The 12,769-nt window shown below is 60.0% G+C and carries 12 protein-coding genes; 2 read left to right on the forward strand and 10 right to left on the reverse strand.

Annotation, left to right across the window (positions count from 1 at the left end; translation table 11 throughout):
- Nucleotides 1-8 precede the first annotated feature (8 nt).
- Both Q0J60_RS10305 and Q0J60_RS10310 read right to left on the reverse strand, forming a co-directional pair.
- Nucleotides 9-1,016: an aminotransferase class IV gene (locus tag Q0J60_RS10305; protein WP_294441273.1), complete on the reverse strand. Its 1,008-nt coding sequence runs from the start codon at nt 1,014-1,016 to the stop codon at nt 9-11.
- Nucleotides 1,017-1,027: 11 nt separating this feature from the next.
- Nucleotides 1,028-1,780 (reverse strand): aspartate/glutamate racemase family protein, encoded by a 753-nt coding sequence (locus tag Q0J60_RS10310; RefSeq protein ID WP_294441275.1) that lies wholly within the window; start codon nt 1,778-1,780, stop codon nt 1,028-1,030.
- Between the two features lie 157 nt (nt 1,781-1,937).
- Here Q0J60_RS10310 and Q0J60_RS10315 point away from each other — a divergent pair, with 157 nt between their 5' ends.
- Nucleotides 1,938-2,795 (forward strand): TSUP family transporter, encoded by an 858-nt coding sequence (locus tag Q0J60_RS10315; protein WP_294441277.1) that lies wholly within the window; start codon nt 1,938-1,940, stop codon nt 2,793-2,795.
- Between the two features lie 158 nt (nt 2,796-2,953).
- Here Q0J60_RS10315 and Q0J60_RS10320 read toward each other — a convergent pair whose 3' ends face one another.
- From Q0J60_RS10320 to acpS, 7 genes are all read right to left on the reverse strand, one after another.
- Nucleotides 2,954-3,331: a histidine kinase gene (locus Q0J60_RS10320; RefSeq protein WP_294441279.1), complete on the reverse strand. Its 378-nt coding sequence runs from the start codon at nt 3,329-3,331 to the stop codon at nt 2,954-2,956.
- 495 nt (nt 3,332-3,826) lie between these two features.
- Entirely contained in the window at nt 3,827-5,932 is a 2,106-nt protein-coding gene (ligA, locus tag Q0J60_RS10325) for an NAD-dependent DNA ligase LigA (RefSeq protein WP_294441295.1), read from the reverse strand.
- A 299-nt stretch (nt 5,933-6,231) separates the two neighbouring features.
- Nucleotides 6,232-6,882, reverse strand: a complete 651-nt coding sequence (locus Q0J60_RS10330; protein ID WP_294441282.1) for a hypothetical protein — start codon at nt 6,880-6,882, stop codon at nt 6,232-6,234.
- Nucleotides 6,869-7,072, reverse strand: a complete 204-nt coding sequence (locus Q0J60_RS10335) for a hypothetical protein (protein ID WP_294441284.1) — start codon at nt 7,070-7,072, stop codon at nt 6,869-6,871. The genes Q0J60_RS10330 and Q0J60_RS10335 overlap by 14 nt, the downstream gene beginning before the upstream one ends.
- Nucleotides 7,073-7,502: 430 nt before the next feature.
- Complete coding sequence (locus Q0J60_RS10340) at nt 7,503-8,111, reverse strand: HdeD family acid-resistance protein (RefSeq protein WP_294441285.1); 609 nt, start codon at nt 8,109-8,111, stop codon at nt 7,503-7,505.
- A 232-nt stretch (nt 8,112-8,343) separates the two neighbouring features.
- Entirely contained in the window at nt 8,344-9,234 is an 891-nt protein-coding gene (locus Q0J60_RS10345) for an NAD(P)H-hydrate dehydratase (protein WP_294441288.1), read from the reverse strand.
- A 72-nt stretch (nt 9,235-9,306) separates the two neighbouring features.
- Nucleotides 9,307-9,894 carry a holo-ACP synthase gene (gene acpS / locus Q0J60_RS10350; protein WP_294441290.1) on the reverse strand — a complete coding sequence of 196 codons (588 nt, stop codon included), beginning with the start codon at nt 9,892-9,894 and terminating at the stop codon, nt 9,307-9,309.
- Between the two features lie 377 nt (nt 9,895-10,271).
- On the opposite strand from acpS, the gene Q0J60_RS10355 reads away from it, so the two are divergent.
- On the forward strand, nt 10,272-12,227 hold the full coding sequence (locus tag Q0J60_RS10355; protein WP_294441297.1) for a fructose-1,6-bisphosphatase: 1,956 nt from the start codon (nt 10,272-10,274) through the stop codon (nt 12,225-12,227).
- Between the two features lie 218 nt (nt 12,228-12,445).
- Here the strand turns inward: Q0J60_RS10355 and Q0J60_RS10360 are convergent.
- A partial coding sequence (locus tag Q0J60_RS10360) for an SIS domain-containing protein (protein WP_294441292.1) occupies nt 12,446-12,769 on the reverse strand: 324 nt, incomplete at its 5' end.

Genomic DNA, 12,769 nt, shown 5'->3' on the forward strand with positions numbered 1-12,769 from the left:
ATGCGCTCCTATTTCACTTCCGTCAGCCAATTCGAATAGCCGTCAAGGTTTCCCGTCGTCGCTTTGGCGAGGTGCTTTTGGAGGGCCTCGGTAATGGGGCCGGGCTTGCCTTTGCCCACCTGATGCCCGTCGACGCAGATGAGCGGCACAATCCCGCGCACGTCGTCTGCGAGAAACGCCTCATCGGCGATGCGCAGATCAGTGCGCGTCAACTGTTCCTCGATGGCAGGCACATCTAAATCCATGGCGAGGTTCAATGCGGTATCGCGCATGACGCCGTCGTACGCACCCGACGATGCGGGCGGCGTCGACAGCACGCCATCGCGCACCACGAACACGTTTCCGCAGGTTGATTGGCACACAAGACCTTCTGCGTTGAGCAGCACGGCTTCGCTTGCACCGAAGGCCGCGGCCTCCTGCTGCGCCAGGGCAAAAACCGACGATGCAGCAACACAGCGCATCGCCGATGGGAGGGAATCGACCGGAATTGTCCGCCACGAAGAAATGAACGCTTGGGCGGCATGCTCGCCTTGCATGCTGGAACGGGAAATGGAGGGCGCATCGTTATCCGCATCGGAAACGGACCCGAAGGCCGAGTCGGAGTCGGGCTGTGCACCCGCATCCGCGTCAGCAGAGACTCCAATGCCGCGGCATGCGATCGCAATTTGCGCAAGCGGATCCCCGCCCGGCGCGTCGCAAGGCTGCACGCGATACGCCGTCACGCGCACGCAGCACTCAGCACAATCGCTCTGTTTGACGGCGTTAAGAATCAAACCCGAAAGCTTTTTTGCCGTACAGGGCGCATCCATCATGGCAAGATTCATCGAACGCACGAGTCGTTTCATGTGGTCATCGAGTCGGAACACATAGAGCGTCCCCGCTTTGGGGTCGCGATAGCAGCGCATGTCCTCGAACACGGCAAGGCCGTCTAGCTGACGCGGCGCACGCACCTGCGCGCCATCGCTCTGCGCGAGCTTCCCGCCTTCCAAGACGAATTGAGTTTCCTCCGTGGCCATTTTCTTGTCCCCTAGCCCAGCACGCGGGCGCTTTCCTTCACATGCGCGCCGCATTCCTCCACCGCGCGCATGGCAAGCACCTCCATGGCGTCCACCACGAGCATGCCGTGGGCAACCGCAGGCGCGGGAATGACCGACAGCTCGGTGCAGCCCAGAATCACGCTGTCGCAACCGCGCGAGCGCAGATGCGCGCACACGTCGTAGAACGCCTGCATGTCGGCCGGGCGGCCGGCCTTCACGTTGTCATAGATGATGGACATGACCTTGGCCTGGAATTCCGGCTCGGGAAGCACCGCGGTAAGCCCCAGCGATTCCAGGGCGTCTTGCAGCACGCCCGCATGGCCTGTGCCGTCCGTAGCCATCACGCCTACCGTGTGTTTGCCCATTTCAACCAGGAATTTCGCGGTCTCTATAGGCATGTGTACAGCATGGGCGCGGGTCAGCGCGCCAAACGTTTCCTCGGAGCGGTAATGCCCCGTCACGCACGGCATGCAGATGACGTCGCAGCCCAGTTGCTCAAGTTCCAGCGCCGCATCGCGCACCGCAGGAATATAGGACTGGTCGCTTTTGCCCAGAATGTATGCCGTGCGATCGGGAATCTGGGGACGATTGAAAATAGTGATATCGATATGGTCCTGATCGATGGCGGCATCGGTCAGCTCAACGATGCGCGTGAACAGGCGCGCCGTCGCGGCAGGGCCGACTCCGCCGATAATGCCAAGCTTTTTGAGAGTCGTACGCGCAGAGGCGTTTTGCTCACCCATGTAGCTCTCCCATCCTGCCGCAAAGCGGCATTATTCAACAGGGCAAAATACCCCACGGATTACGAATCGTGAAGCAATAGCCTTTGGAGCGCCAGCACCTATATCGTATGTTTTGCCGCAACCGTCACCGCTCAGGGCGCCAACCGGCAAAAACGACATGCAGATTCAAAATGCGCCCAGCATGCTTCGAAACAAGTATTATAATCCGCACGTTTTAGCCATCGGCATCTGCCCCGCCATTCAAGACAAGGTATACATGGACCCGATTACGCTGCTCATAGTTTGCCCCCTGGTGTTTCTGGCGGGCCTTGTGGATTCCATCGCAGGTGGCGGCGGATTGATTTCGCTGCCCGCCTACATGATCGCGGGGCTGCCGGCGCATGCCGCGCTGGGCACCAATAAGCTGTCGTCCGCCATCGGCGCAATGGTTGCGACCTTCCGCATGGCGCGCGGCGGCTACATTATGATGCGCTTGGCCATTCCCGCGGCCATAGGCGCCCTTGTCGGATCGGCGGTCGGTGCGCGATTGGCGCTGCTCACGCCCGCCGGCGTGTTCCAAATCCTGCTGATAGTAGCCCTTCCTATCGTGGCATTTTTCGTACTGCGCAAACGCACGCTGGACGTTCCGGAGGACGCCGAGATTTCCCCGCGCCGCCAGGTTGTCATCGTGGCGGCGGTATCGTTGCTGGTGGGAGGTTACGATGGCTTTTACGGCCCGGGCACGGGCACGTTCATGCTGATAGCGTTCACCGCGCTGGCGAAACTACCGGTCAAAGACGCATCGGGAGAGGTGCGTGTCGCCAATCTGGCGTCCAATGTGGCAGCGCTTGTCACGTTCCTGTCGAGCGGCGTGGTGTGGATTGGGCTCGGACTCACCGCGGCGGCGTTCAGCATCCTGGGCAACTATATTGGCAGCGGATTGGTGATGAAGGACGGCACCAAAATCGTACGCCCCATCATCGTGGTGGTGCTGGCGATGCTGTTCGTGAAGGTGATTTGGGACTTGGTGGCATAAATACCAGCAATGACGTCGACCGCAGATGCCATCACCATGAGCATGCCCGCCAGTCAGCAGTCAGCAGTCAGCAGTCAGCAGTCAGCAACGATAGCAGAAGGCCCGGTTGACCGGGCCTTTTCCTACTCAAAACCTAAAATGTGGCAAGGGGGCAATCGCTAGACGAGCTTCCCAATAAGAAAACCGGCAATAACGCCGATCATGGCCACTGCCACCGTGAACACGCTCACCAACCAGTCATGACGACGGTCTTCCTTGCGATGGCGCTCGACACGCATGATTTCGGCACGCTCGGCATCGACCACGCCGATGTACGAATATCCCTTGGCAAGGACCTCCACCACGTAGGGGTTGCCGTCTTTGTACATGGCGCCGATCATGCCCATCTGATCCAAACGACGCATCGCGGCGCCCGCCTCGGTATCGCGCTTGATATAGGCGAGCGGACCCTCTTTGCGCTCCTGGCGACGCGCGGTTTCAAGCTGAATCAGGCGACGCAGCACTTTCTCGTCGTAAACGCTCAACCTTTCCTGCATGGCTCGGACCACCTCTATCGTGCACAGGGTTCTGAAAGAAATCGAGAATAAAAGGGCGCCACATGCCGCAGCGCCCTGCCAGTATACCGCTATTTCGCACGCTCGCGACTGCGGAACGGCTATTGCAATGATTCGTCAAGCAACGGCAGCGTGGATGTGCCCTTCATGCTGCAGTTTTGAGAAGCTCAGCATAGTACGCCCAGTATGCGATTGGCATTTCCCCTGGTCACAAGTATGCGCATCTTTTGCCTACTTTGCCCTAGCCATAAAAACTGCAGCATGAATGATTTTCCAATGATTCACAGCCCTTACTTTGCCGAAACGAAAGGAAACAAACGGCGATACGGTGCAGTTTTTCTAAGCCGCAACACATAAGGCGGCGGCAACGAGCGCGTTTCCCCTGTTCGGGCATTTTTGACTTGACTGCGTACTTTGCCCGACCGCCAAAAACTGCACCGTATCGCCGTTTGCTTCAGGGCGCGGCCGACAATCAGCCTATTCGCGCGGCGCGATGCCCGCGGCCTCGAGCGACCCTGCATCCAGCAGACGCAGAAGGTCGTCCTCGGAAAGCACGGGGACGCCCAGCGAGACTGCCTTGTCATACTTGCTGCCCGCCGCTTCGCCAGCAATCACGTACCCGGTCTTCTTCGACACGCTGCCCGACACCTTGGCGCCCATCGCCTTCAGACGCGCCCCGGCCTCGTCTCGCGTCATGCCGCTTTGCACGAGCGACCCCGTAAGCACAAACGTGATACCCGTCAGCGTTTGGGGAACATCGTCGCCTGTGGTCGCATCCTCCATGGTCACGCCTGCGCGCGCAAGGCGATGGATGACCTCGCGGTTGTCCTCATTCGCGAAGAACGCGACGATACTCTGCGCGATGATGCCACCGATGCCGTCAACCTGGGCAAGATCCTCCTCGGTAGCCGCCATCAGGCGCTCCATGCTGGGAAACGCCGCGGCAAGCTGCTCACCTGTGGTCTTACCCACGTGACGAATGCCCAGGCCAAACAACACGCGCGCGAGCGAACGGCTCTTGGATGCTTCGATTGCCGCGACCAGCTTGGCAGCGATGGTCGAGCCCAGATGGATTGCCTCGCCCTCTTTGTTCGTGCGACCCGTTTCCAATGTGGCAAGATCGTATTCGGTGAGGTTGTAGTAGTCCGCCACGTCGCGCACGCGCTCGGATTCCACCAAACGCGCCACGATTTCCTCGCCCATGCCATCGATGTCCATGGCGCCGCGGCTGGCCCAGTGCAGCAGGCGTTCGAGCGACTGCGCGGGGCAATCGATAGAAATGCAGCGGAACGCGGCCTCGCCCTCTTCGCGCACGATGGGGCTTCCGCAGCTGGGGCACGCATCGGGCATCTGCCACGGCTGGGCGCCTTCGGGACGCAGCGCGAGCACCGGACCCAAAACCTCGGGAATCACGTCACCCGCCTTGCGTACGATGACGGTGTCGCCCACGCGCACATCCTTGCGATGCACCTCGTCAAGGTTATGCAGCGTAGCGCGCGCGACCGTGGAACCCGCCACATGCACGGGTTCGAGTTCGGCCACCGGCGTGATGGCGCCCGTGCGACCTACCTGCACGGTGATATCGCGCAAAAGCGTGGTCTTTTCCTCGGGCGGGAACTTGTAGGCGATGGCCCAACGCGGAGCCTTGGCGGTAAAGCCCAGCTCACGCTGGATGGCAAAGGAATTCACCTTGACCACCACGCCGTCGATGTCGTATGGCAGGTTTCCGCGCTTTTCGGCCACGCGCTCGCAGAACGCGCGCACCTGCTGCGGCGTGTCACACAGCTCCACGTCAGGGTTGACGTGGAAGCCGGAATCGCGCAGCCATTCCAACAGCTCCCACTGGCTCTGCGCCACGATGGCGCGCTCATCGGCGATGGCGTAGATGAATGTGGCCAGGTCACGACCCTGGGTAATCTTGGGATCTTTCTGACGAAGAGAACCGGCAGCAGCATTGCGGGGATTGGCGAAGCCGGCCTTGCCGTTTGCCTCCGCCGCCGCGTTGAGCGCGTCGAAGCTCTTCTTGGGCATGTACACCTCACCACGGACCTCGGCCATGGCGTCGGAATCCGTCAGGCCGACGATTCCGGCATCGCGCAGACGCAGCGGGACATCGCGCACCGTGCGCATGTTGGCGGTCACGTCCTCGCCCGTCACGCCGTCGCCGCGGGTGGCGGCGCGCACCAGCACGGCCGATTCATACGTGAGCGAAATGGACGAGCCGTCGATCTTGAGCTCGCAAACGAATTGCGTATCGTGGCCGATGGCGTCCAGCGTGCGCTCCATCCAGGCATCAAGCTCGTCCAGGTCCATGGCGTTGTCCAGCGAATACATCCGCTGGGCGTGACGCACGGGCGAGAACTGCTCACCCACATAGCCGCCCACGCGTTGCGTGGGGCTCGACGAGTCAATGAACTCGGGGTGCGCCGCCTCAAGCTCGCGCAGTTCGCGCATGAGCGAGTCGAACGCCGCGTCGGAGAGAACGGGGGCGTCAAGCGCGTAATAGCAGTACGACGCATGCTCGATTTCCTTGCGCAAGGCATCAATGCGTGTCTTGGGTTCGCTTACGACGCTCGCCGCCATCGCAGCGTCGAACAGGCCTTGCTGCTCGGGGTACGTCGAAGCGCCATGCGCAGGCTCTGCGCCATCGTTTTGCGTTAGTTCAACTTGTTGTTCCTGTTCAGCCACTATGATTCCCTCTTCTATATCGCGCGATAAACGCCCGCACAAAGGGCACGCTCCATATCAAACGGTTGAAATTATAGGCGAATCGCGTAGCACTAACGCGCCTCAAACACCGAACCTATGCAGTCAACAAGCACGCCCCAAGTGATTAAGGGGCAATTAGAGCGGAATGCAAGCATATGTCTGCTTGATAGACGCTATGGCTCCAGGCGCCGCGCGGCAACACCAGCCTCACGCACATGCCGAATACAAAGGAGAGCGCTGGGCTCAGGAATGGCGTACATAGTTACGAGACGTTTATCGGAATCATCCACGGGAAGCACTTTAAAATCGTAGGATTCGTAAAGCGGCACCAAATCAGGTACGCACTCCAAAATCAATGCGCGACCCGAAGACCCCTCGCGCAAGCGGCGCAACTTTTGTAGAACCCAGGAATACATTTCTTTCCCGGAAAGCGTATCGGGATTCACCCCGTCCGCACGGGCAAACTGCCCAAGAAGCCACACGCCGCGATGAGGTCCCGTTTTACCATGGGATTTATGACCGAATACCTTCTTATGCTGAGACTTAGACAGCCCGCTGAAATCTGCCGTTGCAATGGCAAGCGTGAAAATGCCCAGGATTCGCAGCTCGTCCTGAAGCCAGGATTCTTTATCAAGAAACACATAGGTGGTCCCATACAGTTCTTCGGCGAATTTAATCGCTTCGTTGCGGACGAATCGCTCAATAGAGGGGTCACGCGAGCACATAAAGGCGCGCAAAGCCTCCGTCAACACGTCATGCGAAACATATTCCGCGAGCTCTCGAATCGAAAGCACCGTATAGCTTAGCTGGCTACCGTTGTCCATGAAGAGCACTTCCCTTCATGGCCGCGAATTCCTCCAGCGTTATATCCTCACCAACCATGACGCCGTGCTTGGGCATTGCAAGAATCTCTTGCTGAATTTTGCTAGGCTCGTTGCTCATCATATCGCGCAACATCATGATGCAGCCCTCTTCAGTGGGTTTGAATGTCTTGAAGAACGACTCAGTTGCCATCGTTTCACCTCCTCTACCGTGAATCGGGCCATCTTACCTTCAATGGCGCGAGTATAGCATGCGTCGGAAAATAGGCGTGATGTCCGCGCGCTGGGAGCGACGCCCCCATGACGGAAAGCGACACGCTCATACATCCCGCATGCGACAAGCGAGCGCAATAGCCGCCGCGGCGAGCGGACTCGCGAGGAAAGCCCGATTCATTTTTCATACGAATCAAGCATAGCCTCGAAACCTTGCCAAACCCTTTCCCGCACTTTCGGTTTTTACGGTGCGGATTATGCGGAATGACCCTGACTGAATTCGTAAAATCTTGCAGGAACCTGCTCGCTTTTCGATTGAATTCTCGGCCGAGACCCCTCGTGTTCTCGCTAAAACCTTGCCAGAATCTTGCCGATTTCTTATCGGAGCCCCGCGAAGACCGTGAAGCCGTCTACCACAAACCGTTGCTGCGGTCGCGGCCGATGGGGAGGCTGAACACGATCATGTCGATGGCATGCACGATGGCGAACAGGCCGATGAACACACCCAAATACGCGGGGAAGACGCACAGCAGGATGCCCAGAATGACCTCGAGAATGCCAGCGCCCATCAGCATGCCCCACATACCGCCGCCGAACAGGCTCAGGCGGCGCGCGGTGAAAATCTGCACGGCACCAAACACAATGATGCCCAGCCCGAACATCCAGGCGACCGTCGCGACGCCGATCATGGGGAACGCCAGCAGCACCACGCCGAACACGACGATCATCACCGCGCAGAACAGGTTCCACCCACTTTGGGCAAACATCGTATTGCGCGAACGCATATATGACACGATGCTCACCGCGCCGCTCGCTATGATGACGCACGCCACGATAGCGGCGAACCCGGCAAGCACCGCCAGCGGGCTAAACACGCATATCAGGCCGAATAAAAGCAGCAAAGCACCCGAAACAAAGCGGGGCCAATTGACCGACCCGCCGTTGCGGCCGGGGCGAAATTCGTCGCGCGAATCCAGAACCTTCACGCGGATGTTGTCATTACGGTTGTCGTAAGCCATGGCGTCCTCTTTCTCTTGCCTGGCGAGCAGAAAGCGCGATACCTTTCAGACATTAACGCACAATCCGGCATTAACGCACGGTTTTCTGCAAAGATTAGATTACGCGTTTGAGCGGGCAACCACAGCGACAACCCGCCATTCGTAACCTGAGCGACACAACCGCAGCAGCCGCGTGCGCACAAGACGACGCCGCAGCCCGCATCCGCTGCAGCGTGCATCCTGCCTTGGCACGCTATTCGGCGACCTCCATGACGGCCTTGGGAAGGAATCGCAGCACGTCTTCGGCGGTAGTGCAGAATGCGCCCATCTTCTTCGCGGCCAGAACGCCCGCCGTTCCGTGGACCACCACGCCGAGTGCTGCGGCGTCATGCGACTCAAGCCCCTGCGCAAGCAAAGCCCCGATGCATCCGGCCAGGATATCGCCAGTTCCCGCCTTGGCAAGGGCGGGCGTGCCGCCGTCGAACACGGCAACGCTCTTGATGCTCGTATCGTCCGGACGAGCGATATAGGTCTGCGGCCCCTTGAGCACGCACACCGCATCGTAGGCACGAGCGATTTGCAGCGCCTGCTGGGCGGGGTTACGCGGATCGGCCTCTTCTTCGCAGTCGAGCGGAAGCGCCGCTATGAGTCGCGCGGCCTCGCCGCCGTGCGGCGTGAGGATTGCCGGAAAACCATTCAGGCGATGCTCCGCCAACGCAGCGAACCCCGACTCGGTGGCGATGGCGGTCAAGCCGCCGCCGTCAATCACCAGCGGCACGGCCGCCGCGGCAATAACGCTTCTGACCAGGGTCATATTGCCTTCGGTCCCCGCAAGGCCGCACCCTACCACGGTGGCGCTGGGGTGCGACGCATCCTGCGCATGACACTCAAGGCCGTATTGCTTGAACGGCGCGACTACAGCAGAGGGCAACGCGATGCGCAGCGCAATCGCCGTTTTGTCCGACGTGTACGTTTTCACATACCCCGCGCCCATGCGCGTAGCCGCCATCGTGGCAAGCACGCCCGCTCCGGGGAAATTCCTATCGCCCACAACCAGCTCGCACGTACCGCGCGTATATTTATTGGCATCCTGCCTGAGCTGCGGAAACAACCGCGCCACGCTCTTTTTCGTAAGTTTGCTCATACTCAGTTCCTCCCCGATTTGTCCAAAGCGTCATGCACCGTGTTTTCATGCGCTGTCAAACATTCGGCGGAGTTACCGGGAGCCGCCCCCCCCCCGAGGCTCATCGGCCGTCATTTCGTTCGGAAAAGCAGGGCCATCCGAGTGCAAAGGCTCGTCGTCTTTGGCGCCCTGCGCCTCCTGGGCCGCCTTGGCGGTTTCGCCGCTCAGGTCGTCCAGCATGCCGCGGAGCTCCTTGAATTGCTGGGCGAGCTCGGCCTTCACGTCGCGGTGCTTCTCGCGTTCTGCCTGCGATTCTTTGGTGATGGCAACGGCATTTGCCACGGCAACGCTATGAGTGTAGGTAAGCGAAAGGGGGACGTCGATAACGCCCTGCTCAGCCGCCACGCGGGCAGCGGCACCGTGAAGAGCAATAGCCGGTTTGCCGCGCGAATCACGCACCACCTCTACGTCATGCATAGTGATGCCGTTCGTCAGAATGCCCGTGCCCAGCGCCTTGCACACCGCCTCTTTGGCGGCAAAACGGGCGGCATAGTGCGTGGCAGGATTCGCTTTAGTATTGCAATAGTCCTGCTCACCCTGGGTGAACACCTTGCGCGCGAACGAAGGCGTGCGGTCGAGAATGCGCCTCATCCGCTCGATCTCGACGATATCTACTCCCAAACCAACGGGCATGCGATGCCTTTCTTTCTTGGATATGGCGATGGGCCGCGGCCAAAGAAGGTAAAGCCGCTTTACTAGGGCGTATTGTACCCCACAATTTACGCAGCGCGAGGCCCGCCCGATCCCTCAACAAAATGGCAGGTGAGCACAAAGGGCACGGGACGGGAAATGCGCCGAATTGCTCGACTACCCCAGCGACACGCACGAGACGCCGAAGCGTAGGCCACCCCTTGCGCACATGCCCCGACTTGCGGGACTCATGCCTCGACCGACAAGAAACCTCTTCCGCAGGTTTTGTCCGCCCTGGCTCGCTTTATGTGAGTAAGATACAACGCATGAGTTGCGAAACAACCACGCCCAACGCCAAGGAGGCACGCATGAACGCCGAAGACCTGCGTTATCTCGAACTGCTCTCTGAATCGTACCCGACAATCGCCGACGCCTCGGCGGAGGCCATCAATCTGAACGCGATCCTGAACCTGCCCAAAGGCACCGAGCTGTTCGCATCGGACATCCACGGCGAATACGAGGCGTTCGCGCACCTCCTGAAAAACGGGTCGGGCTCCATTCGCATGAAGATAGACGACGCGTTTGGCGACGAGCTTTCCGAGGCGGAAAAGCGCCAGCTGGCCACCCTCATCTATTACCCGCATGAAAAGCTGCGCCTTATTATGCCGACGCTCGCCGATCTGGACGCCTGGATCGCGCAGACGGTCGAGCGGCTCATCGCCGTGGCGAAGCGGGCGTCGGGCAAATACTCGCGCTCCAAGGTGCACAAGGCGTATCCCAAAGAGTTCGCGTACGCCATTCACGAGCTCATGACCGAGGACAACTGCGCGGTCGACCGCGACGACTACCGCCGTGCCATCATCGATTCCGTCATCAGAATCGGCCGCGGCACGGCGTTCATCGAATCATTGTGCCTGCTCATTCAACGGTTCTCGCTTGACCACCTGCACATTCTGGGCGACATCTACGACCGCGGCCCCGCGCCCGACGCCATCATGGACACCCTCGCGAAGTACCACTGCCTGGACATCCAATGGGGCAATCACGACATCGTATGGATGGGTGCGGCGCTAGGGCAGCGCGGATGTATCGCCCATGTGGTGCGCAACTGCGCGCGCTACGGAAACCTCTCGATTCTTGAAGACGCCTACGGCATCAACATCCTGCCGCTCGCGACCTTTGCCATGAGCGCCTACCGCGACGACCCCTGCGTGGCGTTCGGGCTCAAGGGAAACCCCGACCTTGACGAGCAGGCGTATCAGATGAACGTCAAAATCCAGAAGGCGATGGCCATTATCCAGTTCAAGGTGGAAGGCCGGCTCATTGACGAGTATCCCGAGTTCGGCCTGGAAGACCGCAAGCTGCTGGACAAAATCGACTACGAACGCGGCACGGTCGTGGTGGATGGCGTGGAATACGAACTGGCCGACAAGGTGCTCCCCACCGTCGACCCCGCCGACCCCTACGCACTCACACCCGAGGAAGAAGAGGTCATGCAGCGCCTTGAGCAGGTCTTCATCGGCTGCGAGAAGCTGCAGCGCCACATGCGCCTGTTTTTGAAGGTGGGCAGCCTGTATAAGATCTCCAACGGCAGCCTCCTATTCCACGCAAGCGTGCCGCTGAATGACGACGGTTCGCTTAAAGAGGCGAATATCTTCGGCGAAGTATGCAAGGGCAAAGAGCTATACGACGTGCTGGAGCGCTACGTGCGCGCGGCGTTCTACAGCGCCGATGAGCTCGAGCGCAAACGCGGGCGCGACCTCATGTGGTGGCTGTGGCTGAGCCCCGCATCGCCCCTGTTCGCAAAGAGCAAGATGGCGACGTTCGAGATTTACTTCGTCACCGACAAGGCGGCGCGCAAAGAGGTCAAGAACCCCTTCTATGCACGCCTCGACGATCCGGACGCGATGGCCGTCATCTTCGAGGACTTCGGCATGGACCCCGCAGCATCGCGCATCATTTGCGGCCACGTGCCCGTCAAGGCAAAAGATGGCGAAGACCCGGTGAAATGCGGAGGACGCGTGCTCACCATCGACGGCGGGTTCTCGCGTGCGTACCAGCCCACCACGGGCATCGCGGGCTATACGCTTATCTCGAATTCGCACGCGTTCATACTCGCGGCGCATGAGCCGCTTGAGTCGGCGGCGGCTGCAGTGGAGCGCGAGATTGACATTCACTCGACGCGCCGCGTGGTCGAGCGCGTCGAGAGGCGCACGCTCGTTGCCGACACCGACCAGGGTATATGTCTGCGCGCTCGCGTAAACGACCTTGAGCGCCTGATCGCCGCCTACCGCGAAGGACTTTTACCCGAACGCATAAAGTAGCGAGACGCAAAACGCCCGAGGCACGAATCCTCGGGCGTTTTCTAAAACCGCAGATCAAAAAAAATGTCAGCGAGGGCTCCTCTAGCACCCGAGATTGGCGGGATTTCGCGAGCATAGCGTACTTTGCTACGTGAGCTCGCGAAATCGCGACAAGATTGGGTGCTAGAGGAAGCCGCAGCGTCAAGGCGTTCCGCCGGCTGGCAAGCCGGCGGAACCTTCTATTCGACCGTGACCGATTTGGCCAGGTTGCGCGGCTGATCCACGTCGCAGCCGCGAGCGAGCGCGATGGAACGCGCGAACAGCTGCAGCGGCACGCTTGCCGTGATAGCGCTGAAGCAGTCGCGTACCTTGGGAATGTAGATCACATAGTCGGCGTGCTTCTTGATTTCCTCGTCGCCTTCGGTGGCGATGGCCACCACCAGCGCGCCGCGCGCCTTGCACTCCTGGATGTTGGAAATCACCTTGTCATACGTGGGGCTCTTCGTGGCCACCACGATCACCGGGAATCCGGGGTCAATCAGCGCAATGGGGCCGTGCTTCAT

The sequence above is a fragment of the uncultured Slackia sp. genome (assembly GCF_944321625.1).
In the GTDB taxonomy this organism is placed as follows: Bacteria; Actinomycetota; Coriobacteriia; order Coriobacteriales; family Eggerthellaceae; genus Slackia.